The 25,251-nt window shown below is 61.6% G+C and carries 18 protein-coding genes and 2 pseudogenes; 13 read left to right on the top strand and 7 right to left on the bottom strand.

Annotation, left to right across the window (positions count from 1 at the left end; all coding sequences use genetic code 11):
- Positions 1 to 201: 201 nt before the first annotated feature.
- The 3 genes from ABIE53_RS27035 to ABIE53_RS27025 all read left to right on the top strand — a co-directional run bounded on the left by ABIE53_RS27035 (position 202) and on the right by ABIE53_RS27025 (position 2,555).
- On the top strand, positions 202 to 1,233 hold the full coding sequence (locus ABIE53_RS27035; RefSeq protein WP_192699211.1) for a fatty acid desaturase: 1,032 nt from the start codon (positions 202 to 204) through the stop codon (positions 1,231 to 1,233).
- Positions 1,234 to 1,312: 79 nt separating this feature from the next.
- Positions 1,313 to 1,954: a TetR/AcrR family transcriptional regulator gene (locus ABIE53_RS27030; RefSeq protein ID WP_192699212.1), complete on the top strand. Its 642-nt coding sequence runs from the start codon at positions 1,313 to 1,315 to the stop codon at positions 1,952 to 1,954.
- Positions 1,955 to 2,159: 205 nt separating this feature from the next.
- The gene (locus tag ABIE53_RS27025) at positions 2,160 to 2,555 is read left to right on the top strand and encodes a VOC family protein (RefSeq protein ID WP_192699213.1); all 396 of its coding nucleotides are present in this window, start codon (positions 2,160 to 2,162) and stop codon (positions 2,553 to 2,555) included.
- Between the two features lie 34 nt (positions 2,556 to 2,589).
- Here ABIE53_RS27025 and ABIE53_RS27020 read toward each other — a convergent pair whose 3' ends face one another.
- Entirely contained in the window at positions 2,590 to 3,288 is a 699-nt protein-coding gene (locus ABIE53_RS27020) for an SDR family NAD(P)-dependent oxidoreductase (protein WP_192699457.1), read from the bottom strand.
- A gap of 126 nt (positions 3,289 to 3,414) precedes the next feature.
- Between ABIE53_RS27020 and ABIE53_RS27015 the strand changes: the two genes are divergently transcribed.
- Positions 3,415 to 4,344 (top strand): LysR family transcriptional regulator, encoded by a 930-nt coding sequence (locus ABIE53_RS27015; RefSeq protein ID WP_192699214.1) that lies wholly within the window; start codon positions 3,415 to 3,417, stop codon positions 4,342 to 4,344.
- Between the two features lie 48 nt (positions 4,345 to 4,392).
- Here the strand turns inward: ABIE53_RS27015 and ABIE53_RS27010 are convergent, their stop codons facing one another.
- Positions 4,393 to 5,571: a GGDEF domain-containing protein gene (locus tag ABIE53_RS27010; protein WP_192699215.1), complete on the bottom strand. Its 1,179-nt coding sequence runs from the start codon at positions 5,569 to 5,571 to the stop codon at positions 4,393 to 4,395.
- A gap of 329 nt (positions 5,572 to 5,900) precedes the next feature.
- Here ABIE53_RS27010 and ABIE53_RS27005 point away from each other — a divergent pair, with 329 nt between their 5' ends.
- Complete coding sequence (locus ABIE53_RS27005) at positions 5,901 to 7,103, top strand: hypothetical protein (RefSeq protein ID WP_192699216.1); 1,203 nt, start codon at positions 5,901 to 5,903, stop codon at positions 7,101 to 7,103.
- Positions 7,104 to 7,159: 56 nt separating this feature from the next.
- On the opposite strand, the gene ABIE53_RS27000 is transcribed toward ABIE53_RS27005, so the two are convergent.
- From ABIE53_RS27000 to mhpT, 3 genes and pseudogenes are all read right to left on the bottom strand, one after another.
- Positions 7,160 to 8,866 carry a tannase/feruloyl esterase family alpha/beta hydrolase gene (locus tag ABIE53_RS27000; RefSeq protein WP_192699217.1) on the bottom strand — a complete coding sequence of 569 codons (1,707 nt, stop codon included), beginning with the start codon at positions 8,864 to 8,866 and terminating at the stop codon, positions 7,160 to 7,162.
- Positions 8,867 to 8,876: 10 nt separating this feature from the next.
- Positions 8,877 to 10,020: pseudogene (locus tag ABIE53_RS26995) on the bottom strand (porin).
- A gap of 57 nt (positions 10,021 to 10,077) precedes the next feature.
- The gene (mhpT, locus tag ABIE53_RS26990; protein WP_310074803.1) at positions 10,078 to 11,319 is read right to left on the bottom strand and encodes a 3-(3-hydroxy-phenyl)propionate transporter MhpT; all 1,242 of its coding nucleotides are present in this window, start codon (positions 11,317 to 11,319) and stop codon (positions 10,078 to 10,080) included.
- A 443-nt stretch (positions 11,320 to 11,762) separates the two neighbouring features.
- On the opposite strand from mhpT, the gene ABIE53_RS26985 reads away from it, so the two are divergent.
- The 3 genes and pseudogenes from ABIE53_RS26985 to ABIE53_RS26975 all read left to right on the top strand — a co-directional run bounded on the left by ABIE53_RS26985 (position 11,763) and on the right by ABIE53_RS26975 (position 16,116).
- Complete coding sequence (locus ABIE53_RS26985) at positions 11,763 to 12,599, top strand: p-hydroxycinnamoyl CoA hydratase/lyase (protein ID WP_192699219.1); 837 nt, start codon at positions 11,763 to 11,765, stop codon at positions 12,597 to 12,599.
- Positions 12,600 to 12,694: 95 nt separating this feature from the next.
- Positions 12,695 to 14,149 (top strand): annotated as a pseudogene (locus ABIE53_RS26980) (aldehyde dehydrogenase).
- Positions 14,150 to 14,226: 77 nt separating this feature from the next.
- Positions 14,227 to 16,116 carry a feruloyl-CoA synthase gene (locus ABIE53_RS26975; RefSeq protein ID WP_192699220.1) on the top strand — a complete coding sequence of 630 codons (1,890 nt, stop codon included), beginning with the start codon at positions 14,227 to 14,229 and terminating at the stop codon, positions 16,114 to 16,116.
- A 75-nt stretch (positions 16,117 to 16,191) separates the two neighbouring features.
- Here ABIE53_RS26975 and ABIE53_RS26970 read toward each other — a convergent pair whose 3' ends face one another.
- Positions 16,192 to 16,881: a hydrolase gene (locus ABIE53_RS26970; protein WP_006046634.1), complete on the bottom strand. Its 690-nt coding sequence runs from the start codon at positions 16,879 to 16,881 to the stop codon at positions 16,192 to 16,194.
- 436 nt (positions 16,882 to 17,317) lie between these two features.
- On the opposite strand from ABIE53_RS26970, the gene ABIE53_RS26965 reads away from it, so the two are divergent.
- The 4 genes from ABIE53_RS26965 (at position 17,318) to ABIE53_RS26950 (ending at position 23,422) form a co-directional block, all read left to right on the top strand.
- Positions 17,318 to 19,573, top strand: a complete 2,256-nt coding sequence (locus ABIE53_RS26965; RefSeq protein WP_192699221.1) for a hybrid sensor histidine kinase/response regulator — start codon at positions 17,318 to 17,320, stop codon at positions 19,571 to 19,573.
- Positions 19,574 to 19,890: 317 nt separating this feature from the next.
- Positions 19,891 to 20,907 (top strand): ATP-grasp fold amidoligase family protein, encoded by a 1,017-nt coding sequence (locus ABIE53_RS26960; protein WP_192699222.1) that lies wholly within the window; start codon positions 19,891 to 19,893, stop codon positions 20,905 to 20,907.
- A 235-nt stretch (positions 20,908 to 21,142) separates the two neighbouring features.
- Positions 21,143 to 22,144, top strand: coding sequence for a glycosyltransferase family 2 protein (locus ABIE53_RS26955; RefSeq protein ID WP_006046631.1), 1,002 nt, complete (start codon positions 21,143 to 21,145; stop codon positions 22,142 to 22,144).
- Between the two features lie 54 nt (positions 22,145 to 22,198).
- Positions 22,199 to 23,422: an acyltransferase family protein gene (locus ABIE53_RS26950; protein ID WP_192699223.1), complete on the top strand. Its 1,224-nt coding sequence runs from the start codon at positions 22,199 to 22,201 to the stop codon at positions 23,420 to 23,422.
- Between the two features lie 18 nt (positions 23,423 to 23,440).
- Here ABIE53_RS26950 and ABIE53_RS26945 read toward each other — a convergent pair whose 3' ends face one another.
- Positions 23,441 to 24,292, bottom strand: a complete 852-nt coding sequence (locus ABIE53_RS26945; protein WP_029965944.1) for an alpha/beta fold hydrolase — start codon at positions 24,290 to 24,292, stop codon at positions 23,441 to 23,443.
- Positions 24,293 to 24,416: 124 nt separating this feature from the next.
- Between ABIE53_RS26945 and ABIE53_RS26940 the strand changes: the two genes are divergently transcribed.
- On the top strand, positions 24,417 to 25,238 hold the full coding sequence (locus ABIE53_RS26940) for a LysR substrate-binding domain-containing protein (protein ID WP_171800019.1): 822 nt from the start codon (positions 24,417 to 24,419) through the stop codon (positions 25,236 to 25,238).
- Positions 25,239 to 25,251: the final 13 nt, after the last annotated feature.

The raw sequence follows: 25,251 nt of genomic DNA, 5'->3' as shown, positions 1-25,251 counted from the left end.
ACCGTTGGGCCGGTCGTCGAACAATGTTTCTTAAGATTCCTTAAGGGTGAGGTCGCGGGTACAAAGACGCGGAGCTGAGTCGTTGGTCAGCCGAACGGTTCTTTCGCAGCCGTAGCGCAATGCAATCCCGAACAAATTGGTTCCGGCGTCGTCTATTGGCCTTTAGCATCGGTCCAAACTTGCATCCGATCGATTCAGCCGATGGCGATTTACCTCGACGACACCCAGCGCAACGCAATCGCCAGGCTCTCCATGAGCCGCGCCTGGCGCACACAATGGCCGACATGGGCGCTCATCGTCGCGATCTACGGCGGATGGTTCGGCCTCGCGACGCACGCTCGCGTGCTCGGCTTGCCGCTCACCACGGCGCTGCTTGCTCTCGTGAGCGCGTGGTACATGTCGTTGCAACATGAATTGCTCCACGGCCACCCCACGCGCTCGGCGCACCTGAATGCACTGCTTGGCTTCGCGCCGCTGGCGGTGTGGTTTCCGTACCGCGTCTATCGTGACTCGCATCTTCAGCATCACGACGATCCACAACTGACGAAGCCAGGGCACGACCCGGAAAGCTATTTCGTCGACGGTGAAGTGTGGGAACGCGCCGGCTGGGCGATGCGCGCGCTTCTCACGTGCCGCAACACGCTGGCCGGTCGCCTGCTGCTCGGACCGGCTTTCGCCATTGCGGCGACGGGCGTTGATGCGCTGCGCAAAATCAAACGCGGCGATTGGCGCGACGTGCCCGCCTGGCTTGCGCACTTCGCCGCGCTCGCCGCGCTAACCGCGTGGCTGCAATACGTTTGCTCGATTCCGGCGTGGGTATTTATTCTCGGCGTCGGCTATGGGGCACTGTCGCTTGGCTCGCTTCGCTCGTTCCGCGAGCATCGCGCTGCGCACGAGTGCGCACATCGCACGGTTATCAATGAAGCAGGCCTGTTCTGGCGGCTGCTTTATCTGAACAACAATTTCCATCTCGTCCACCATGACTTGCCGCACGTTCCGTGGTTCGCGCTGAGGGCGGTCTATGAGGCGTCCCGCGAGCAGTACATCAAGCGGTCGGGAGGATTTCTGGTCGCGGGTTATGGCGAATGGGTAAGGCACAACGCCTTCGTCCCGGCTGAGAACCCGGTGCATGACCGGCCGCGCGGGTTTGCGCCTGCATTCAAGGAACCTGCGATGTATGCAGGGAAGGCGCTGCTCATCGCTGCATCGCGCGATGAATCCGAGAACCGTTAGCTGCCGGAACCGAAAATAGTCCCGCTTTTCGTGGCGCGGTAGAATCCGAGCTAACACTCGCTTCCTGCCACGCCGCACCATGAAAACTGCCAGACGTCCCTCGTTAAAACCGCGCAAGCTTCCCCAGCAATCGCGCGCGCAACAAACCGTGGCGACGATACTCGAAGCCGCGGCGCTCGTTCTCGAAACCAAAGGCTCAGACGGCCTCAACACCAATCTGGTCGCACAGCGCGCCGGTGTCAGCGTGGGCACGCTGTATCAGTACTTCCCCAACAAGGACGCGCTCATTGTCGCGCTGAGCAAACGCGAGCTGGCCGTGTTCCTTGCGGAAGCGGAAGGCGCGTTGAACGAGCCGACGGGTCAGAGCGCATTGAAGCACCTGATCACCGTCTCGGTACGCCAGCAACTGCGCCGTCCAGCGCTTGCACGCGTGCTCGATTTCGAGGAAAACCGCCCCGCCATTGCCAAAGAACTGGCCAGGTCCAAAGCGGCATTTCGCGCGGTCATCGAGCAGATTCTGGCGCGCGACGACATCCCGCCGCAGCCAGACATGCAGATCGCCACGGATGATCTCGTCGCCATCGTTCGCGCGATCGTGGACGGCGCCGGAGAGCGCGGCGAAACGGACCGCGCAGCGCTGGAAAGGCGCGTTGGGCGCGCGTTGTGGGGCTATCTGGGCATCGTGGATAGTCCTCTTCCGAAGCCGCGAAGCCGCAAATAGAGCGTGGACAAAATACGAGTACTCGCTCAGCTTGCTATCTACTCTTCGCCCGAAAGCCTTTGCCAGCGGCGGACCAAGCGCTGCCAAAACGCGCTCTCTAATGCGAGTTTCAAAACTGAGCGCTTGCTCGCAAAATAGGTTCTGTGAAGCGCGGCAACGTTCGCGCGCTCCACCGCACCTATTAACGTTTTCTGCGAGTTCGATCATGAATCTTCACAAAGAAGCCAAGCTCAACCACCTGAGCTTTCCCACTAACGACGTCGCTGAAACGGCCGCCTTCTTCGAAAAGTACCTGGGCTGCGAGGTCGCCGCTGCCGGCGAGCATCGCCTGCTCAAACGCGACGGCTTCGACATCGTGCTCGAGCATGTCAGCGAAGAGACGCCTGTCTGGCCTAAAAACTTCCACTTCGGTCTCGAAGTCGCCACCCTGAACGATCTTCACACGCTTCACGACGAGTTCCTGAAGGGCGGCGTTCAGATGGAAACAGGCGTCTTCAACAACACACGCGGGTCGCGGTTCTTCTGCCGCGCGCCCGGCGGCGTGCTCATCGAGATCAATACTCGCGAGGACATGCAGGAGCAATGGCGCAACCTGTTCTAGCGTGAATGCGAAGACACACGCGACCGTCCGGCTTTCACCACGGCACGACTCGCCCGAGATAATCGAGGTAATGCAAACCGCCGCGGCCTTCGTAAGCCTCCATCGTATCGAGCAGATTCGGAATGCTCTCTTCGATACTCAGGCGCGCTTGGGGGCCGCCCATGTCCGTGCGTACCCAACCCGGCGCCATCAGCAGCAGGGTTCGCGGATCATTGGCATGGCGTGCAGCAAAGCTACGCATGAACATGTTCAGCGCGGCCTTGCTGCCGCGGTAAACCTCGTAGTTCCCGTTCACGTTGTTGGTCACGCTGCCCTGGCCCGAAGACATCACGCCGATGGTGCCGCCCGGTTCAACCAGATCGTGCAAGCGCTCGATCACCCGCATCGGACTGAGCGAGTTGGTCACCATCACGCGCACGAATTCCTCGGTCGATACGTCCGCGATCGTTTCGCGATCGTCGTTCTTGACGCCGGCATTCACGAAGAGCATATCGAGTCGACGGCCTGCAAGGCGCGCGCGCAAATCCGCAATCTGCTCAGGCACGGTTATATCGAGCGTTTCGATTTCGAGTGCTCCTTGAAGATCGCGAAGCTTCTGCATCGAATGGGCGCGGCCGGTGGCAATCACGCGCCAGCCGCGTTTCAGATATTCGGCGGTCATCGCGAGCCCGAGGCCACGCGATGCACCGATAAGAAGAACCGTCTTTTGCCGATTGATGGTTTCCACAATCATCTCCCCGTCGTTAAGCAATTCGATCGGGAAAATATAATCGCTCATGACAACTGCCGGAAGGCGCGACGGATGCATTCATAACCTGCGGCAAACGCCTCGTCCCGCACGCGAATGTTACGATCGGACATGCTCGAAACCGACCTCAATCTATTGATTGCGCTTGAAACGCTGCTCGACGATGGAAGCGTGGCCGGCGCTGCCCGCCGCCTGGGCCTGAGTGCCTCGGCAATGAGTCGAACGCTTGCGCGGCTTCGTGCCACGACTGGCGATCCGCTGTTGGTGCGCGCGGGGCGCGAGATGGTGTTGACGCCGTATGCCGAGGCCATTCGCGAACGCACGCGAAGTGCTCTTTATGAAGCACGCGCCGTTCTTCGTCCGTCGCATACTGAACCCGACTTGTCGACGTTGCGGCAGACCTTCACCATTCGCGCCAACGACGGCTTCGTCGAAGCCTTCGGCTCGCCGCTCATCGCCGCGGCAACAAAAATTGCGCCGCATGTCCGCTTGCGTTTTGCATCGAAGCCGGAGAAGAACGCGAACCCGCTGCGAGACGGTTCCGCTGACCTCGAAATCGGCGTGCTCGGCGAGATGGGTCCGGAAGTGCGCTTACAGGCGCTATTCCGCGATCGTTTCATGGGCGTCGTCAGAAAAGGCCATCCGCTCGAACGGGACGGCGAGATTACCGCTGAACGGTATGTCGCGTTCGGCCACGTCGTGGCGTCGCGACGCGCAAACGCAAGCGGTCCTGTCGACGACGCGTTGGCGCTCCTCGGCCTCGAACGCACCATTGTCGCGGTGGTGCCGGGCTTTCCCGCCGCGCTCGCCGTCGCGCGCACCTCCGATCTCGTCGCGCTCGTACCGGCTTCATTCGTCGGCGCTCACACGGCATGCCGCGAAGGCGCTGCAAGCGCCGATATCCACGCGTTCGAACTTCCCGTTGCAACGGAGCAGATCACCGTCTCGCAGATGTGGCATCCGCGTGTTGAAGTGGACCCGGTTCATCGTTGGCTGAGGCAACTGGTGTTGTCGGTATGTCGCCAACAGGTGCCGTTGTAAAGCGGCCGATTGCGGGTCGACGGCGCCCGGAACACCACACGCAACACGTCATCTTGCAACCGTAAGATGCACCACCTTCCCCGCCTCTTCCACCCGATTCCCACCCAGCGACTTCGCGCGATAGAGCGCCCCGTCCGCAGCGGACAGCAGTTCGGCAAGCGGCTGACCCGCGTGCGTCGAATGCGCGAGGCCGATGCTGACCGTGGCCCGCACTTCAGCGCCGTTCACGCGATGCGAGACCGTCTGCGCGAAGCACTCGACAATCGCCTCGCCCACCGCTTTCGCGCGCGCTTCGTCATGGCCTGGCAACAGCGCGGCGAACTCTTCTCCGCCGATGCGCGCCAACACGGCACCGTGGCCCACCACGCGGCGGGCCACTTCAGCAAACGACCGAAGCACTTCGTCGCCGGCATGGTGACCGTAGCGGTCGTTGAGCTTCTTGAAGTGATCGAGGTCGAGCGCAAGCAGCGACAAGGGCCGGTTCTTGCTGCCCTCGCCGAGAACGCGTTCGCCTTCCTCGAAGAACCATCTGCGATTGCCAAGACGCGTCAGAAAATCGGTTTGCGATTCCTGCAAGAGCCGGCCATGCGTTTCCTCGCGGATGAGCTTGAGTAGAGTCATCGGCAGAACGACCGAATAGAGCACGCCTTCATACATGGTTATCGCGCTCGCGATCAGCAACAGGTCATTGCCGTACCGCGCGACGAGCCACGGCAGAGCGAGCGCCCGCATCGCATAAGTGAGCGCGTGAATGCCCGTCACGGCGACGGCGATATAGCGCGATTGCAGCGCTTTGAAGTCGTCGCTTCGAAGCAGTTCGCGCGACGTCATGCCGCTCGCGAGCGCGATCGGGATCGCGCTAACGTAGGCCCAGACCGTGCTCTCCCAATGCGCGCCGCTCGCCATCCAGACGAGCGCCATCACGACGAGCAGTCCGAAAGACGCGGCTCGATATTGCCGTCCGTTCAGCAACGCGACACCGTGCAGCACCAGCAAATAGCCCGTCAAAATGACCAGATTGCTCAGCGCGGAGCCCCACGGGCCGGGCACGTCGCGACGAAACACTGCCGCCGCGCAACCGATTGCGAGCGTCGCATAGGCGGCTGCCAGTACTCTCAACTCCGTGCTGCGCTTCGGATGACTGCGGTGCTCCCACAGCGTCATTCCGGAACTGGCGAAAAGCGTTCCGATGATCAGGAGATAGAGGGTAAGAAGATCGACATGCATCGCTGACGGAAGGGTTCAACGCCAGCAGATTGCGGCGGCTGCGGCATTTTACCGTGCCGCCGCATTCCCCGATGCAGGTGAGCTAAATGACGCCCGGTTTCTCCCGACACACCAAAATGCGACATAAAAAGTCGCAAAACGTTGTTATTCAATCCGTTTATTTCGCAAATGCATCTGCTAACCTCAAATTGCCGATTTGTATGAGCGGGCGCCTGTGCGCCAGCTTCGCCATTCCGTTGCAGCCGGTCTGCGCAGCGAGGGGCATGCCGCGCAGTTAACGCGGCGTCTGCTTCCACGTATTCAATTTCAACCAAGGCATGGAGCACGCAATGTTGGAACGGCTGTATTCACGATCCGCCCTGATTGGCGCCTTACTGATTCTTGCCGGCTGCGGCGGTGGAGGCGGCGGCGGAGCCTCGAACCCCGGAGCCAACGGTGCGGGCGCCGCGGCACCCGCGCCCGCTGCATCGGGCACGAATGTGACGACACCCACGCTGGCCGCCGCGACGCCCGTGATCGACGGCACCACGCTTGGCGATGCGAACTGGCCGACAGGCTCCACGTCTTCGGGCGGAACCGGGCAGCCGGTCAGCGGGCTTAACTGCGCGGTGCGCAGCACGGCTTACACGTACACGCATCTGTCCATCTATCAGAATGGCCGCCTGCTCGCGGTGCCGGCCAACATCGGCACGGTCGGTCCGACGATGGCCGCGCAAACGGGTTGTGCGTATCCGCTGCATACCGTCGATGCAAGCGGCAAGATCCATATGGATACGACGACCGGCGCGTCGTACACGCTCGGTCAGTTCTTCGCGATCTGGGGCGAAACACTGGGCGCGTCGAGCGTCGCCGGGCTGAGCGGATCGCCGGTTACGATCTATGTGAACGACGGCGGCACGCTGTCGAAATACACGGGCGATCCTGCGAGCCTCGTGCTTCCGCCACATGGCGAAGTCACCGTGATGGTCGGCACGCCGCTGACGCAGATTCCCACTTACACATGGACCGATCCGCCGCCGTTCGATCCGAAGCCGATCACGTTGGCCTACGGCGGTGTGGTGGGCACGACGTTCTGGCCGAACGGCAATACGTCGACGGGCGGCACCGGCGCAGCGGTCGACGGATTGATCTGTGCCGCGGGCATGGCCGAGCTGTATCACGTGCACGCGCATCTCGCGATCATCAAGGACGGTCAATGGCTCGCGCTGCCGGCCAACGTGGGCATTCTTTCGCAGTGCAACTACGAGATGCATACGCACGACCAGACCGGCATCATCCATATCGAAACGCCGACGCTCAAGACGTTCACGCTCGGTCAGTTCTTCGACATCTGGGGGCAGCCGCTTTCCAGCACGAATGTCGCGGGCATCACGGGGGACGTGGTGGCGTATATCAACGACAACGGCGATTCGCGCCGCTATATGGGCGACCTGCGCAACATCGAGTTGACTTCGCTGCGCGACGTCACGCTGCAGATCGGCACGCCGCCGATAAGCACACTCGCGACTTATTCGTGGTACGAGCCGCAGTGATGTGACGGCATTTCTGTGTGAACGCGGCGCCGACGCCGGCGCCGCGCGATCACACATCAACTACACGAAAAGCTGGCCGCTGAATTCACATCCCCGCTCTTGTAGCGCGCGACCTTCGGATAAGGACACAGCGGCCGCGTGCGGCCCGCGCCCCAATTCGCCGGCACTTCGCTGTTCGGTAGCGCGTTGCTCGCGTCGCGCGCGGTCGCGATCACGCTATCGGGCGCCTTGCCCTGCTCTACCCACGCGATCATCGGCGTCAGCATGTCGAACTGGTCGGCGGCGGGACCACCCGAACAATGGTTCATTCCGGCGACGGTATAAAGCCGCGCGAAACTGCTCGCATCGCCGCCATTGGCCGCCATCAAGCGTTGATACCAGTCGGTCGTATCGTTCGATGAGAACACGGGGTCGCTCGTGCCGTGATACACCATCAGCTTCGCGCCGCGTCGCTTGAGTGCACCGAGGTTCGTTTCATCCGGCGGCGTCATGAACGACCACGACGATTCCGAGTAAGCGCCGCTCGTCGCGAAGATTTTCGGTGCGTCGGTATCCATGCTGAAGTTCAGCGCATAAGCCGACAACTGCGCGAGCAACGACGCGCTTTGCGGCGGCGTCGTAAATGTGAACGCAGCCGCGGCGGGATCGAGCGTGATCGAATTGGTCTGCTTCCACTGCGCCCAGCCTGCGCCGCTCACGCCGACATCGTACGGAAAGCTCGCGTAAAGCGCCGTGCCCGCGCTGTTGCGCGCGCCGGAGAACACATTGCCGATTGCATCCTTCTGCGCGGTGGTCAGGCATGTGCCGTCGCGCACGTCGCCCGAGCAGGTCGGCACGTCCGCAGCGAGGCTGAAGTTCGCCTGGCATGCCTTAATATCCTGCACCATGCCGTCCGCGGCGCCATCGAGCGCATCGCACTTCGCGATGATTCGCGAGGCCACCAGTTGCCGTTCCGCAGCGGTAAAGCCGGTCTTGATGTCGGGCAGGCCATTCGCGGTCGTTGCGGTCGCAACCTTGGCGAGTTGCTGCGCGCCCCACATTTCGCCGATAGCCGCCTTCGGCAAATGAAAGCCCGGATCGCCGGAAATGATGCCGTCGTATTCCGCCGACGACCTCGCCGCCGCCACCATCGCGTGACGCCCGCCGTTCGAGCAGCCTTCGAAATAGCTGCGATCCGGCGCCTTGCCGTACGCGGTGCGAATCGCCTGCTTGGCCATCGGCGTGAGCGTGGCGACCGCGTTATAACCGTAGTCGATGCGCGCTTGCGGATCGAGGCCGAACAGCGGATTCTGCGACGACGAGTGGCCGGCGTCCGAGCTGATCACGGCGAATCCCATGTTCAGCGCGTCGTTGAGCGGACCGCCTCCGCCGATCTCGCCCGTCGCCGTCACGACGTTGCCGTCGAGCCCGCCGTTGGCCTGATAGAAGAAGCGCCCATTCCATGCAACGGGCAGACGCATTTCGAAGCCGATCGCATACGTTTTTCCGTCGACGGCACTCACGCGCTGATTCATCTGCCCTTGCACGAGGCAATGTTCGGCAATCGGTTTGCCCGCCACCTTCAGTGTTCCAGCGGGCACGTCCTGCACGGAACTGAAGGTGGTGTTCGCGAACGACAACTTGCTGGCCAACGCCGCGCAATTGCCGACGAGCGCCGCGGGTGTCGCGGCGCTCAGACGCGGCAACGTCGACGTGTCGTCCGTCGAGCCGCCGCATGCACTCAACGTGGCCGACACACATACCGCAATCACAGACTTTCTCATTCGATGTCTCCTAGAATGCGTGCTTGATGCCGAGCATCACGCCGGTTTGTCCGATGCCCGCCGCGGGCGTGGTGCCGCCACCGCCGCCGCTTACCGAATAGCGCGCCTTCGCGCTATTCGCGAGATACGCCGCTTGCGCGTACACCGACGAGCGCTTGCTCAGCAGATACGTGGTGCGCAACGTGCCCATCGTCGCGCGCGAATCGTGCGCACTGTTGATGATGCGGAACACTTCTCCATCGACGACAAACGCGGGCGTCACGAAGTACGACGCGCCCACGAAGAAAAGATCGGAGCGCACGTTCGGCACCGTCGGCGAATCCGTTACCACGCGACGGCCCAGCCAGCCCGCGCCGACTTTCGCGCCTGCGTATTGCGCGTAGGCGCTGACATGCGTGCGCGCGTCCTTGTCCGCGCCGTTGGAGAGCACTGTGGGGCGGCACGCCGTCGAAGAAATTCGCCTGTCCACTCGCACCGCCGCGCTGCTCCTCATACGATGCCGCGACGCCGAAGTACTGCGCGTCGTACTTGAGCATCACCGACCAGTCGCGACATTCCGTTGGGTGCCCGGCGACCGAGCCCGCGCATGTGCCCTGCCCCGGCGAATTGCCGGTGCCCGCCGAATCGCGGCCGAACGAGTAGCCCGCGCCGAGCGTAAAGCCCTTGTACGTGCCCATGTAAGTGACCGAATTGTCGGCGCGCGCATTCGGCACATAAGCGTCGAGCGAACCCATGCCGTAGATGTCCGGTCCGATAATGTCCGCGCCTTGCAGCGCGAGATACGTCATCGTGTATTGCCGGCCGAATGCAAGCGTTCCATAAGGCGCCTTGAGGCCGACGAAAGCCTGTCGTCCGAACAACCGGCCGCCCTGTCCCGAACTGCCGTCGCGAACGTTGAAGCCGCTTTCGAGTGTAAACACGGCGCTATAGCCGCCGCCCAGATCTTCGACGCCGCGCAGGCCCCAGCGTGACGGCAGCTCGCCCGTCACGGCAGGCATGCGAAACACGTGACCGCCCGCGGCGTTCGCATGCGATACGTATTCGATGCCCGTATCGACGATGCCGTAGAACGTGACGCTCGACTGCGCGAACGCCGTCGTGCTGAGCGCACAAAGCGCGCTCGATACCAGAAGCCGGGTCGTGGTTGTTTGCATCGCGATTGTCTCCAAACGTAGTGTTGTTATTTCAATGTCGATACTCAGGATGGCTTATCAGTCCGCCGCACGCGGCTGGCGAATCAGCAACAACGCCGCTGCCGCCGCAATCAACGTGACGGGAATGCTTGCACCGATGACCGTCGACGAACTGCGGCCCATCGCGAGCAGTTGGCCTGCGGCCAGCGGCCCGACCACCGAACCCACGCGGCCCACGGCCACCGCTGCGCCGACGCCGGTGCCGCGCATTGCCGTCGGATAGAACGCGGCGGAAAGCGCATACAGCACCGATTGCCCGCCGATCACGAACATCCCCGCGCAGAACGCGGACACGGTCAGCGCCGCAAAGCTGGGCGCGATCGACAACGCCGCGAGCGACGCGATGATGCCGACGTACATACCGGACACAACAACGCCGCCGCGCAGACGATCCATCAACATGCCGATGAAGAGCGCGCCGAGTCCGCCGCCGATGTTGAAAAAGATCTGCACGTAGCCCACTTCCGCGCGGGCGAGTCCGCGCGCCGCCATCAGCGAGGGCAGCCAGTTGAGCAGGAAGTACAGGACAATTAGCGTGCAGAAGTAGCTGACCCAGATTTGCAGCGTGGAAAGCCCGCGGTTCGCGCCGAACAGCACTTCTCCGATCGGCGCCGGTTTTGCATTCATGCCATGCGACGCGCGCTGGAATGCGCTCGATTCGGGCAGGCAGGCCAGCAGCAGCGGCACCAGAATCAATGGCCCCGCGCCGCCCACATAGAAGATGTGACGCCACTCCGTATCGCCGATACTGACGATGCCGACGATCGAAGCGATCACTCCGCCAAACGGAATGCCGCAATACATCACGCTGACGGCCGTGTTGCGCGACTTAGGCGACACCGCTTCCGACGACAGCGCGATCAGGTTCGGCAGCGCGCCGCCAAGACCGATGCCCGTCAACACGCGCACGAACACCAGCATGCCGAAGCTGCTGACGAGCGCCGTCGCGATCGACAACAAGCCGAACAGACACGCGCATAGAATCAGGATGCGTTTGCGGCCGATACGGTCCGCGAGCCGTCCGCCGAGCATCGCGCCGGGCAACAGTCCGAAGGTGCCGGCACTGAACGCGAGCCCCATTTGCGCGACGCTCAGGCCGAATTCGCGCGCCATGCGCGGCGCCGCGACGCCCACCGATTGAAGGTCGAGTCCTTCGAGCAGGGCAACCGCAAAACAAAGGCTCAATGTCACGACGGCGCCGGTTCGCGCGGCGGGCTGCGTGATGCCGTCTGCCGGCAAGGCTGTTCGGGTGGATTTCATGTCTGTCTCCTTTCGACCGGAGCCGACGCGCGAGCGTCTTACCGCGGTCTCATGCAAGTTGATTGCTGCTTGTTATGTCGATGTCCGCCGATCTTCAACGTCGTATGTATCAGGTCACCTGAGATTCAGAGCGAAGAAAAGCGCGTTCGGGAGAACGCGCAGAAGTTCGCTGCGATCGAGCATATTAAATATCAGGCACCCTGACAAAACAAGAACCGCGTGTTTGGTGAATACCCCAGGTATCGAGCGCAATGACGAAACGCAACGGCAGCGCCAAGGGTTTTCCCCGATCACATAGCGATTGTGTCGCAGGCCGCTTGATACTAGACTTGTATCAGGCTACCTGATATGAAACGCCGCTTCGGACGCAAGCGGAAACGCTACCGGGTACTCGCACATCACGACACACATTGATACGCGCAAAAAGCGCTGGAGCTACGAACATGGCAAGTTATGAGGGTCGCTGGAAAACGGTCGACGTAAAGGTCCAGGAAGGCATTGCATGGGTGATGTTCAATCGTCCCGAGAAGCGCAATGCAATGAGCCCCACGCTCAACAGCGAAATGGTGCAGGTTCTGGAAACGCTGGAACTGGACGCCGATGCAAAAGTACTCGTGCTGACCGGCGCGGGCGATGCATGGACGGCGGGCATGGACCTGAAGGAGTACTTCCGCGAAGTCGACGCGGGCCCGGAAATCCTTCAGGAAAAGATTCGTCGCGACGCCTGTCAATGGCAATGGAAGCTCTTGCGCATGTACTCGAAGCCGACCATCGCGATGGTCAACGGCTGGTGTTTCGGCGGCGGCTTCTCGCCGCTCGTCGCGTGCGATCTCGCGATCGCAGCCGATGAAGCGGTGTTCGGCCTCTCCGAAATCAACTGGGGCATTCCGCCGGGCAATCTGGTGAGCAAGGCGATGGCGGATACGGTCGGACATCGGCAGGCGCTCTACTACATCATGACCGGCGATACGTTTGACGGCGCGCAATCCGCGGCAATGGGCCTCGTCAACAAGAGCGTGCCGCGCGAGCAGTTGCGCGCGGAGACGGTCGCGTTGGCGGGCAAGCTGCTCGAAAAGAACCCGGTCGTTCTGCGCGCCGCGAAGCATGGCTTCAAGCGTTCGCGCGAACTGACCTGGGAGCAGAATGAAGACTATCTGTACGCGAAGCTCGACCAGGCGCAATTGCGCGATCCGGAAAAAGGCCGCGAGGAAGGACTGCGGCAGTTCCTCGATCAGAAGTCGATCAAGCCGGGGCTTCAGGCATACAAGCGCGGCGAATGAAACGTGAATGAAGCGCGAATGAAGCTAGTCTGCGTGCCGGCGCTTTCGACGCACACGGCACGCAAAGCAGGAACAACATGAAGGAGACAGCCATCGTGAACGAAGTAAGCATGTTGATCGGCGGCAAGAACTATCCGGCGTCGAACGGCGCGACGTTCGAGCGCATTAACCCCGTCACCGGCGAGGTGGCTTCGCGTGCGCCGCGGCCGCGACGCTCGCCGATGCGGACGCCGCGGTTGAGGCCGCCGCGGCCGCGTTTCCCGCGTGGTCCGCATTGCGGCCCACCGAGCGCCGCGCGCGTCTGCTAAAAGCCGCTGACATCATGGACGCGCGAGCCGGCGCATTCATCGAATGCGGCATGGCGGAAACAGGCGCAATGGCGAACTGGTACGGCTTCAATGTGCATCTCGCGGCCAACATGCTGCGCGAAGCGGCCGCCATGACCACGCAAATCGACGGCAGCGTGATTCCCACCGACACGCCCGACAACATCGCGTTGGCCGTTCGCCAGCCGTGCGGCGTGGTGCTCGGCATCGCGCCGTGGAATGCGCCGGTAATTCTCGGCACGCGCGCGCTCGCCATGCCGCTCGCGTGCGGCAATACGGTCGTGTTGAAGGCGTCGGAAGCCTGCCCGGCCGTGCACAGAATGATCGGCAGCGTGTTGCATGAAGCGGGCCTTGGAGACGGCGTCGTCAATATCGTGACGAACGCGCCGGAAGATGCAGCCGCCATCGTCGAACGATTGATTGCGCATCCTGCCGTGCGGCGCGTGAACTTTACCGGCTCGACTCACGTGGGCCGCATCATCGCGATGCATGCCGCCAAGCATTTGAAGCCCGCGTTGCTCGAACTCGGCGGCAAAGCGCCCGTGCTCGTGCTGGACGATGCGGATCTCGACGCGGCCGTCGATGCGATCGCATTCGGCGCGTTCTTCAATCAGGGGCAAATCTGCATGTCGACCGAACGCGTGATCGCGCATCGCAGCGTGGCGGATGCGCTCGTCGGCAAGCTGGCCGAAAAGACCCGCCAACTCGTTGCGGATGCACCGAACGCGCATGGTGCGGTACTTGGAGCGATGGTCAGCGCCCAGGCCGCGCAACGCGCAACGGCATTGGTCGACGATGCGCGCGAACATGGCGCGACGATACTCGGCGGCGGCGCATTGAGCGGCGCGATCATGCAGCCCACTATCGTCGATCGCGTGAAGCCCGGCCATGAAGCTATACGCCGAGGAATCGTTCGCGCCGGTCGTGACCGTGCTGCGCGTGGACAGCGACGACGAAGCCGTGCAACGGGCGAACGACAGCGAGTTCGGTTTGTCGGCGGCCGTTTTCAGCCGCGATATTGCGCGTGCAATGAGCGTCGCCAAACGCGTTGAGTCGGGCATTTGCCACATCAACGGGCCGACTGTGCACGACGAAGCGCAGATGCCGTTCGGCGGCGTGAAGGGCAGCGGCTATGGACGTTTCGGCAGCAAGGCGTCGATTGCGGAGTTCACCGACCTGCGCTGGATTACGATTCAGACAGGCCCGCGCCACTATCCGATCTGACATGCACGCCGTGTATCGGGATCATTCGAATCCGCGTTCTTCGCAACAGACGAAAGACGGCAGGAAGGAGACAATCAGTGAATTTTCAGCCGACGCAATCCAGTGTCGACAATGAAACCTCCGTGCGTTATCGCGACGTGCGGATCGGTTCGGCGCCCGCACGCGTTCGCCGCGAGGCAGACGTCTGGTACATGGAGTCGACCGCGCAACCCGGCGCGTACCCGAAGCGTCTGACCGACCGGCTCGCGAGCGGCGCGCAACAGCATCCCGATCGCTGGCTCGTCGCGCGCCGCGGCGCGGACGGCGCATGGCACGGCATCAGCTATGCGCAGATGCTCGAGCACGCGCGCGCAATCGGCCAGGCGCTGCTCGATCGCAAGCTGTCGGCTGAGCGGCCCGTCGCGATTCTCTCGGGCAACGATCTCGAACACATGATGATCGCGCTCGGCGCAATGTGGGCCGGCGTGCCGTACGCCCCTATTTCGCCGGCCTATTCGCTCGTTTCCAGCGATTACGGCAAGCTGCGCCACGCGCTCGAACTGCTCACGCCCGGCCTCGTGTTCGCGACGGACGCCACTGCGTTTGCCGCCGCGATCGACGCAACTGTTGCCGCCGATGTCGAAGTCGTCGCGGCCACCGGTTCGTGCGGGCGCGCGATAACGAATCTGTCCACGCTGCTCGACACTGCGCCCGCAACGGTCGATGCCGCGCACGAAGCCATCGCCGCGGACAGCATCGCCAAGTTTCTCTTCACGTCCGGCTCGACGATGTTGCCGAAGGCCGTGCCGACCACGCATCGCATGCTGTGCAGCAATCAGCAGATGCTGCTCGAAACGTTTCCGCAATTCGCCGACGAGCCTCCCGTGCTGGTCGACTGGCTGCCGTGGAATCACACCTTCGGCGGCAGTCATAACGCGGGCATCGCGCTCTATAACGGCGGCACGCTTTATATCGACGACGGCAAACCTGTCGGCAAGAAATTCGACGAGACGCTGCGCAATCTTCGTGAGATTGCGCCGACAATCTACTTCAACGTGCCGAAAGGCTGGGAGGAATTGACGAGCGCGCTCGAAAGCGACGCAACACTGCGCGAGACGTTTTTCTCACGCGTGAAGGTGTATTTCTTCGCGGGAGCCGGACTTTCGCAGGCGGCGTGGGATCGTTTGCAGCAGGTCACGGAGCGCCATTGCGGCGAGCGCATTCGCATCATGGCGGGCCTCGGCATGACGGAAACGTCGCCGTCGTGTCTCTTCACCACGCTCCCCACGATGTGCGCGGGCTATGTCGGCGTGCCCGCGCCCGGTTGCGAAGTGAAACTCGTGCCCGTGGCGGGCAAGCTCGAAGCGCGCTTTCGCGGACCGCATGTGATGCGCGGCTATTGGCGCATGGACAGCGCGGCCACTGCGAAATCGTTCGACGAGGAAGGCTATTACTGCAGCGGCGACGCGCTCAAATTCGTGGACCCGCAGCAGCCGGAAGTGGGTCTGATGTTCGATGGCCGCATCGCCGAAGACTTCAAGCTGAGCTCGGGCACGTTCGTTAGCGTGGGGCCGATGCGGGCGCGCGTCATCTCAGCCGGCGCTCCGTATGTGCAGGACGTGGTCGTGACAGGACTCAATTGCGACGATGTCGGCATGCTGGTTTTTCCGCGACTCGACGATTGCCGGCGGCTCGCGCAACTGCCTGAGTCGGCGAATGCGTCCGAGATCGTGAATGCGCCGGCGGTGCGGCAGTTCTTTGTCGAATTGCTCGAGCGGCTCAATCGCGAATCGACGGGCGGCGCAACCACGATCGCGCGATTGCGTCTGCTCGACGTCGCGCCATCGCTCGATCTCGGCGAAATCACCGACAAAGGTTCGATCAACCAGCGCGCAGTGCTCACGCATCGCGCCGAGCTCGTGCAGGCGCTGCATGATTCCGTTCGGCGCGATCCGGACGCGATTTACGCGCCGCACGTTTGGGTGTAAAGCCAAACGACGCGGCGCGCGGACTACGAGACCGTAGGAGCCCCGAGGGCCGCAAGCCGCGGCCCATTCGCTTACTTACTTGCGTGCCGGCACGGGCGCGAGCACCTCATGCGTTCCGGCCGCGCGCTGCGCCGCCTTGTGGACCATCGTGTACGCGTAGTCGACGCCCATACCGTACGCGCCCGAGTGCTCCTTGACGATGCCCATGACCGCGTCGTACGTCTCTTTGTGCGCCCAGTCGCGCTGCCATTCGAGCAGCACCTGTTGCCACGTCACCGGCACCACGCCGGCCTGAATCATGCGCTGCATCGAATATTCGTGCGCTTCTTTCGACGTGCCACCCGATGCGTCCGCAACCATATAGATCTCGTAGTCGCCTTCGTCCATCGCGCACAGCGAGAAGGTGTTGTTGCAGACTTCCGTCCACAGGCCCGCGACCACGACTTTCTTGCGGCCATTTGCGGCGAGCGAGTCACGCACTTTCTGGTCGTCCCACGAATTCATCGACGTGCGCTCAAGCACCTTGTGGCCCGGGAATACATCCAGCAACTCGGGGTACGTATAGCCCGAAAAGCTCTCCGATTCCACCGTCGTGATGGTGGTCGGAATATTGAACACGCGCGCGGCCTTCGCGAGGCCCACTACGTTGTTCTTCAGCACCTGACGGTCGATCGACTGGACGCCGAAAGCCATCTGCGGCTGCTGGTCGATGAAGATGATCTGCGAGTTCGCAGGCGTGAGGACTTGGAGTTTCGGATTAGCCATGGTTTTGTAGATCCTGAAGGTCGAAAAGGGGTCTGCTGACAGGTCGACTGACGGGTTGACTGTCAGCGGGAACGCGCGCCGCACTTGCTTCTGCTGCGAGGAACTGCAATGCAGTCTATCGGCGGCCCTCTGCGGAGTCCTTGTCCAGGTCCTTAATCGTTCTTAAAAATAACAAAGCGAAAGCTGGCGACATTAAAAGCCGACGAAAGCCCCGCCCAACAAGCCTGAAGCGCTTGCGGGCCGCGCCAGGCACAGGCCTTGCTGCCAATGCAGGTTGGGTCGGCGGCCGTTCCGTTAGAGACGCCGACCGTTTTGCGCTGCATCTGCCGAGCGCGCTTCTTCAGGAAAGCGCCATCGCGCTTTGCAACGCATGTTCCGCATTACAACCGGCGGGTAAATTCTTCGAAAGGAGAAGCTCTCGTCATGGCAGTCAAAGATGCTCACTAGCACCAACCCGTCTCACGAGGACACGCACGACACCGGCCATTTCGTCCAATTCTACGAATCCGACGCGAGCTTGACCGAAGACGTGGGCGTCTTTCTGCTGCGAGCACTCGACGCAGGCGGCAGCGCGATCGTCATCGCCACGGCCGATCACGTCGCGTCGCTCACTTCATGGCTCGATGCGCGCCTGACTGCGCCCGCGCAATCCGCCTCGCATGACGCGCTTATCCTGCTCGATGCCCAGGCTACGCTCGATCGCTTCATGGTCGACGGCTGGCCCGACGAGGCGCGCTTTATTTCGACGGTCGGCGCTGTCGTCGCCAAAGCGGCTCAGCGCGGACAGCCACTGCATGCGTTCGGAGAGATGGTCGCGGTTCTCTGCGAGCAAGGACTCGGCGATGCCGCGTTGCGTCTCGAGGAGCTCTGGAACCGCCTCGCCGCGCATCACAGCTTCTCGCTTTTTTGCGCCTATCCTGAGCACCTCTTTCCTGGTTCCGAGCAGACGCAACTGTTTCGCCACATTTGCCACGCACACCATCATGTTCTGGCCGGCAGCCCGTTGCGTGATGCCGGCAGCAAGGAACTGCATCTGCGACTCGCACTAGCCGAGCAGCGCGCAAGATCGCTCGAAGATGAAATGAACCGCAGAAGGACCGCCGAGCATCAGCGCGACGCCGTGCTGATGAACTCTCCGGTCGCGTCGGCGCTTCTTCTTGGCGACAAGCACACGTTCCAGCTCGCTAACCCGCGCTATCTCGACATGGTGAAGCGCGAGGATCTGCTCGGCCGCGCGTATCTCGACGCGTTTCCGGACGAGCGCGGCGGACCGATTGCCGCCGCGCTCAAGCACGTTTACGAACATGGCTTGCCGATCGTGCATGAGGAGTATCGAACCGGCAATATCGGCGATATCGGCAGCATCGGCAATTCGCTTTCGACACGCGTTTATACGCTGCATTTCGAACCGTTGCGTGCATCGTCGGGGAAGATCGAGGGCGTCATTCTCAGTGCGGTGGAAGTCACCGGCTACGTGCGTGCCCGCGAAACGCTCGAAAAATCGCGTGCGGACCGCGAGCTTCTGCTTGCGGAATTACGCAAGGCGAATGGCGCAAAAGACGAGTTTCTTGCGATGCTCGGACACGAACTGCGCAATCCGCTCGCGCCCATCGTCAGCGCGCTCGAATTGATGGAGCGGCGCGGCACTGATTCGGCCGCACGCGAGCGCGCGGTTATTCAGCGTCATGTCGATCATCTCGTGCGCCTCGTCGACGATCTGCTTGACGTTTCGCGCATCATCCGCGGCAATGTCGAACTGGACAAGCACCGGGTCGACGTGCACGAAGTCATCACGAAGGCCGTGGAGATGACGAGCGTACTCGTGCAGCAACGCGCTCATCGTTTGAAGATCGACGTCGATGAGGCGCTCGAATGTGTGGCAGACCCGATGCGGCTCGCGCAGGTCATCGCTAACCTGCTCATCAACGCTGCGAAATACACGCAAGCGGGCGGCGAGATCACGGTCAGCGCGATGGCCGCAGACGCTGACCATATCCGCATCCGCGTGTGCGATAACGGCATGGGCATTGCGCCAGACGTGTTGCCTCACGTCTTCGATACGTTCTATCAAGGCACGCAGACAATCGACCGCGCCGAAGGCGGGCTCGGTATCGGCCTCGCTCTCGTCAAGAACTTCGTCAAGCTGCATGGCGGACACGTGGAAGCAGCGAGCGGCGGCCCCGGTTGCGGCAGCGAGTTTACGATCGTGCTGCCGCGCGCGTCGTCGGAGACAACGACCGGCAATGCGAGCGAAGCCATCCGTGTCGCGGAGCCTGCGCCAGTCGTCGTGCCTCGTGATGAGCCAGACAGTTGCACGCAGCAACGGCGCATTTTGCTGGTGGACGATAACGTCGATGCCGCGGACGCGCTCGCGGAACTGCTCCGAAGCTATGGTCATTCGGTGAAGACCGTCTACGATCCAACGGCGGCGCTTGCAGAGGCGAATACTTTCAGGCCCACTGTATCCGTGCTCGACATCGGATTGCCGGTCATGGACGGCTATGAACTTGCCCGGCAGTTGCGACTGCGTTCGGGCAACCGGCCGTGCGTGCTGGTCGCGTTGACGGGCTACGGTCAAAAGGCAGACCGCGACCGCAGCCATGCGGCGGGTTTCGATCATCACTTCGTTAAACCGCTGAAGCCCGCGGATTTACTGGAAGTAATCGACAACGCATCAGACGCGTCGCTCTAAAGTCGATAGGCTTACGGCCTCCCTGCATTACGGCCGGCGAATTGAAAATCATTCGCCAATTAGCAGCTTTGCGCTGTTCGCTTCGGCCACTTTCTTTCGATTGCCAGACACCGTTATGCCTGGTGATTGGCCGTTGGCCGCGGCTGGCCTATCCACCTCCCACAAAAACGGCCGCTTTCACTGGATTAGGCCAAAACACCTTCGTTTAGCGACGCCTTCAATTGCGCAGGGTTCCGTGCGTTAACCTCGCATCGTGATACATCGGGAAGCCTGGCCGGGCTCTGATTGTCGCGCGAACTACTTACGGGACTCGAAAAATGACGACGACCAACTCAGTACAATTTCCGGGTGAAGCCGGTACTTCCGTACCGCAACAACCAGCCAGGTTAGCGGAAAGCACGGCTCCAGTGCGGCGGCAATCGACGCTGCGCAAGCTCAAGGAAGCAGCCAAGTCGCTACTGCCGACGCCCGTGTTTCTAAGCCTGCTGCATCACAAGGAAATAGGTCGTTATCCGAATCTGCTTCGCCCCACTACTTTCAACGAAAAGATCCTGCAAAAAAGCCTGCGGCCCGACCCGTGGTTCGCGGAGTTGACCGACAAGCTCACGGTTCGCGAGTATGTCGCGAGAAAGCTCGGAGAAGAACATGTTATACCGCTACTCGCGGCGCCCGAGATATTCACGAGAGAAGTATTCGATGCGTTGCCGAACTCCTTCGTGATGAAGGCGAATCACGGCAGCACCTATGTCGAAGTAGTGAGAGACAAATCGACACGCTCTTTCGAACAACTGAGCCAGCTTGCAAATCACTGGCTGACGCTCGACTTCTACAAGATCGCGCGCGAAAAACACTATCGCGAGATCAAGCCGCGCATCTTCTTCGAACGACTGTTGCTCGACAATAGCGGGCAGATACCGGCGGATTACAAGCTGCACTGCTTCGGCGGGCGAAGCGGAAAGCCGCTCATTTATATTCTCGTGATCTCCGACAGGTTCGGCGCCGACACGCGCGGCGACATCTACGACACCGACTGGAATCATCTCGACATGGCCATTGGCGCGTATAAGCCGAGCCCGAAGCCCGCGCCTCGTCCCGAGAACCTGGATGCGATTCTCGCCGCCGCGACCACGCTATGCGGCGATTTCGACTATGTTCGCGTGGATCTTTACGCGCCGGATAACCAGATCTACTTCGGCGAGCTGACCTTCACGCCGGGGGCCGGCGTGCTGCCCTTCACGCCCGACCGGATCGACTACGAGTGGGGTCAACTCGTGCCTGACGCATTCCTGTCGACCAGGCCGCCTTTACCGATGCATTCGGTCAGCGCTGCGTAACGCTTGCCGATTTTTTTCGGCAAATTTGTCGCTCGTCTGCGTGGCGTCTGGGCGCTTGCTCCCGGCTTTACCGAAGCCAAATCGAGTCGCTGCCCGCTGTGTTATCGACCGCACATATCGCATTACCGTTTGTTGGCGGCGCAACCAACGGAAAGGTAAATTGATTTGTGCTAGTTCGGCAAATGTCCCATGCGACCCGATGTGCGGTTGCGGTTCACGACAGTGGTGAATAAATATGCAAAACGTGACGATCGTCATCTGTAATTACAACTATGGCCGCTTTCTCGCCAAGGCAATCGACTCAGCGCTCGCCCAGGATTATCCCGCGACGCAGGTGCTCGTGATCGACGACGGATCAACAGACGGCTCTCGCGACATCATTGAAAGCTACGGCTCGCGCGTTAAAGTGTTCTACAAGCAGAATGGCGGCCAGGTCTCCGTCTATAACGACGCGGTCAATATCATCGACACCGAATTCGTCATGCTGCTCGATTCCGACGATCTGCTCTATGCGCACGCGGTGTCGAACGTGATGCGAGTGTTTGAAACGGGCAACTTCGTCAAGGTTCAATTCCGGCTCGACGTTATCGATCCGACCGGCAAACCTTCCGGTACTTACGTGCCGCATTCGGCGGCCCCGAGCGACTGCGGCAGCCTGCTGCGTCAGGGCTGGCTGTATCCGTCGCCGCCGGCATCGGGCAACGCGTACCGGACAAGCGCACTAAGGAAGATATTCCCCGTGCCGGAAGCCAACGTGAATCGTTACGGCGCGGACTTCTATGCGATTTACGGTGTCGCGCTGGTCGGAGCCGTCGCGACGATTTCCGAATCGCTCGGCGCATACCGCGTGCATCGCACCGAAAACTGCGGGATCGATTTCGCGAACTCGGAAAGCAACGACAAGGCACCCAAGGCGTTGACCAAACGCTGGGCGATTCTGCGGCAGATGGCGCGCGCGCGTTTGGGCATTGAACTCCCTCTTTGCTTCTATGACTTCTCGCTCGAAAAGTCGTACTTCTGTTCCGCCGTCTATCAGGCGCCGTTTGCGAAGCGCTGGCGATGGGTGAGCCGACAGTCGCATAGTTACTTCCGCTCGATCCTCGGCAATCCATTCTGGAGCTACAAGAAAAAGATCGGCACGCTGGCGCTCTCAAGCCTTTGCCTTCTACCCTTTTCCGCACTCTCCGATTTTGCCGTTCGCTATATTGCCAACCCTCTTGCCCGGCGTCGCCTTTAGTCATCCCAAACAAATTCCGATTGAGATCGCAACCCATCTCGCATGGACCTGATGATGAACAAGTTCGTTGGCCTCGACGTGCTGCGCTTTGCACTCGCCGTTTATCTGATGGTCTTTCACTCGATACATCAGTACCCACAGTACGTGACGTTGCCGTTGATCGAACTGGCCAATCTCGGCGGATTCGCCACCAGTTCGTTCTTCATTCTGTCGGGCTTTATTCTGGCCCACGTCTACTTCGGACGCACGACTGAACTGCGCGGCGGCACGCGTGAATTCTTCGTGAAGCGCCTGTCCAATCTTTACCCGGTGCATCTGATCGCGCTTGTGCTGGTGCTTCTGGTCTCCGTGGCAGGCACGCGTGGGTTTCAGCAGTTCGCAATCATGTCGCTCGACGATGCAGAGCATTTCGTTACGCTGAGCCCCGCGGAAACTTCCGTCCATTACGTGCTGAACCTCTTGCTGCTACAGGTGTGGTATCCGCTATATGGGTCGGTGAATCCGCCGTCGTGGTCACTGGCGACATTGTTCTTCTTCTATCTCGCCTTTCCATTCTTTGCGCCGCGCCTTCTCAAGGCCCGGAACAAGTACCGGCTCCTGGTCGTGCTGTGGGTTCTTTATCTGATTCCACCTGTCGCCGCCACGCTCATGCACTGGTACGGTCCAGCCGCGGTCGGCTTCGTCACGCGCAATCCGGTGCTGCGGCTGCCTGAATTTCTCGCGGGAATTCTCGTGTATGGACTGTTCCGCGAGGGGCAACTCAATGCGATATACGAAAGCCGGGCGAAGGTCGTTGCTGCATTGCTCTTCTTTGCGGGCTCGTTCGCGATTGCCGCGTGGCTCGAGTCGCACGGGCCGCTCAATACGCGCTATGTCGTTCACAACGGCGCATTGATGCCGGCCGAAGTGGTGCTCGTCATCGTCTTCGCGGGGCTCGCGGTTCCCGCGCGATTCGCGGCATTGTCGACTCGTCTCGGCAACTCGGCGCTGTCCATCTTTGCGATTCACGTCCCGATCTTTCTGGTTCTCATGAAAGTATTGAAGCTGCTTTCGATCGGAAAGTCGCCGCTATGGTGCGCTGCGCATTTCTCCGAATGCGTCGCGGCGTCGAAAGAAGTCATACCGAGCATGGCGACGTATCCGCTGTATCTGATCGGGACGGTCATCGCGGCTGTGTACTTTCAGGAGCGGCTGGTCGCGCCGTTAAGAGACTGGATTCGCGGCCGATTCCTCACGACGCGGCCGCGCGCACCGGCAGCCGGCGCCAGAAGTCTTTGAGAGAACTTTCGCCGCCGCTCAGAAGCTCGCAAACGAATGCACGAGCCGATTAAAGGCGCCCGCGTTCGACACATTCATGCCGTGTGACGCGCCCGCGATTGTCTGCTTGTCCGCGTAATCGATCCACTCCGCGAGCTTCTCGACGTTGTTGCGGAACATACGCGGGCTCCGTTGGCCCTCGATCAACAGCGTTCTGCATTGGATGCTACGCGCGGCCTCACGCGAATACGCGGGCAACGGATCGCGAAACTGCTTCGGCAAAGTCGCTGCGTTATCGGCGGCCATCGTGCGAAACGCAATCGAACTCTTGCGCCACGAGCCCGGCGCACTCACGGAGTCGACGAAAAGCTCGAGCCCCGCTTCGATCTCGCCGCCTTCGATCAACTCCGCCACGCGCGCGCGCAGCGCATTCGTCGCGGCCGGCAGCGCGGCCTCGGCCATGCCGTCCATCTGCAACGGACCGCCCGGATCGGCGAGCGTCAGCGTCTTGACAAGCCGCGGATGCTCGCGCGCCATGTGAAATGCGACGCAGCCGCCGCGCGAATGCCCGACCAGATGCACGGGCGCGATGTCGAGCGCCTCGATGAATTCCGCGAGTTCGGCGACATGCGTCTGCCAGCCGAATTCGCCCTGAATGCACGCCTCGCTCGCCGGCCAATAGTGGCTCAGGCTCACGGAGATGCAGCGAAAATGCTCCGACAGCGCCGCCGTCTGCGCGCTCCAGTAGCGGTAGTCGCACAGCGAGCCGTGCACGAAGACGAGCGGCTCACCCTGTCCGCACTCGACGTACGGCACGCAAATGCCCGACGCGATCGTCGCAAACGACAGCTCGGGCGCGGCTAGCAGGGAGAAATCGGTTCGGGCGTTCATACACTGGCTCCTTTGCCAGCACTATGCCGCACGTCAACATTTAAGAAAATCGCGTAATATTGATGGAATCCATCTACTTTTCTGATACCTCGCCTTGAAAGCTCTTGATCTCGACGTCATGACGATGATCGTCGCCGTGGCGGACGCCGGCAATATCAGCCGTGCGGCCGAAGTCGTGCACCGCTCGCAGTCGGCGGTAAGCATGCAGATCAAAACGCTTGAAACCGCGCTCGGCAAGCCGCTTTTCGTGCGCAAGCCGAGAAGCGTCGTGCCCACGCAAGACGGCGAAGTGCTGCTCGCCTACGCGCGCCGCATGCTGGCGTTGCGCGACGAAGCGTGGGCCGCCGTGGTCCGGCCCGACGTGACCGGCCGCGTGAGCATCGGCGTGCCGGACGACTACGCGTCGTCGTTGCTGCCGCCCATCCTCAAGAAATTTTCCGCGACCTATCCGAAGGTTGAGATTCGGGTGGTCGGCCTGCCGAGCGTCGCACTCGCGCCGATGGTGAAGGACGGTTCGGTCGATCTCGTCTGCGCGACGCGCGTGAAGGGTTTGGCAGGAGAGTTTCTGCGACTCGAGCCGATGGTGTGGGCCGCGTCGCCGAGCGCGCACGACATCTGGCGTGAAAGGCCCTTGCCGATCGCGGTGTTCTTGCCTGGCAGCGTCGCGCGCGAAAATGCGATCCGCAGCCTCGAACAGGCGCGAATCAGCTATCGCACGTCGTATGAAAGCCCGAGCCTGATGGGACTCGTGTCGATGGCCGAAGCCGGTCTCGCCGTCGTTCCGCTCGCGCAATGCGCCGTTCCCGCGCACTTCGCGCTGCTCGGCCAGGCGCAGGGCTTGCCCGAAATCGCGGCGCTCGAAGTGGTGCTCGCGCGCAGCACGGCATCCAAACGCCCACCCTGCGATTTTCTCGCGGAGAAGATCATTGCGGAGTTGAGGCGCTAGGTCGTCGTTCGCG

Origin of the sequence: Paraburkholderia sp. OAS925, assembly GCF_040543975.1 — a bacterium.
Taxonomy (GTDB): domain Bacteria; phylum Pseudomonadota; class Gammaproteobacteria; order Burkholderiales; family Burkholderiaceae; genus Paraburkholderia; species Paraburkholderia graminis.
Note: the sequence above shows the minus strand (reverse complement) of the source record. Positions and strands in the feature narration are given on the sequence as shown.

Coding starts and splice junctions, on each gene's coding strand:
- ABIE53_RS27035 (WP_192699211.1), top strand. CDS start 202: ATGGCGATTTACCTCGACGACACCCAGCGCAACGCAATCGCCAGGCTC.
- ABIE53_RS27030 (WP_192699212.1), top strand. CDS start 1,313: ATGAAAACTGCCAGACGTCCCTCGTTAAAACCGCGCAAGCTTCCCCAG.
- ABIE53_RS27025 (WP_192699213.1), top strand. CDS start 2,160: ATGAATCTTCACAAAGAAGCCAAGCTCAACCACCTGAGCTTTCCCACT.
- ABIE53_RS27020 (WP_192699457.1), bottom strand. CDS start 3,288: ATGATTGTGGAAACCATCAATCGGCAAAAGACGGTTCTTCTTATCGGT.
- ABIE53_RS27015 (WP_192699214.1), top strand. CDS start 3,415: ATGCTCGAAACCGACCTCAATCTATTGATTGCGCTTGAAACGCTGCTC.
- ABIE53_RS27010 (WP_192699215.1), bottom strand. CDS start 5,571: ATGCATGTCGATCTTCTTACCCTCTATCTCCTGATCATCGGAACGCTT.
- ABIE53_RS27005 (WP_192699216.1), top strand. CDS start 5,901: ATGTTGGAACGGCTGTATTCACGATCCGCCCTGATTGGCGCCTTACTG.
- ABIE53_RS27000 (WP_192699217.1), bottom strand. CDS start 8,866: ATGAGAAAGTCTGTGATTGCGGTATGTGTGTCGGCCACGTTGAGTGCA.
- mhpT (WP_310074803.1), bottom strand. CDS start 11,319: ATGAAATCCACCCGAACAGCCTTGCCGGCAGACGGCATCACGCAGCCC.
- ABIE53_RS26985 (WP_192699219.1), top strand. CDS start 11,763: ATGGCAAGTTATGAGGGTCGCTGGAAAACGGTCGACGTAAAGGTCCAG.
- ABIE53_RS26970 (WP_006046634.1), bottom strand. CDS start 16,881: ATGGCTAATCCGAAACTCCAAGTCCTCACGCCTGCGAACTCGCAGATC.
- ABIE53_RS26965 (WP_192699221.1), top strand. CDS start 17,318: ATGCTCACTAGCACCAACCCGTCTCACGAGGACACGCACGACACCGGC.
- ABIE53_RS26960 (WP_192699222.1), top strand. CDS start 19,891: ATGACGACGACCAACTCAGTACAATTTCCGGGTGAAGCCGGTACTTCC.
- ABIE53_RS26955 (WP_006046631.1), top strand. CDS start 21,143: ATGCAAAACGTGACGATCGTCATCTGTAATTACAACTATGGCCGCTTT.
- ABIE53_RS26950 (WP_192699223.1), top strand. CDS start 22,199: ATGAACAAGTTCGTTGGCCTCGACGTGCTGCGCTTTGCACTCGCCGTT.
- ABIE53_RS26945 (WP_029965944.1), bottom strand. CDS start 24,292: ATGAACGCCCGAACCGATTTCTCCCTGCTAGCCGCGCCCGAGCTGTCG.
- ABIE53_RS26940 (WP_171800019.1), top strand. CDS start 24,417: ATGATCGTCGCCGTGGCGGACGCCGGCAATATCAGCCGTGCGGCCGAA.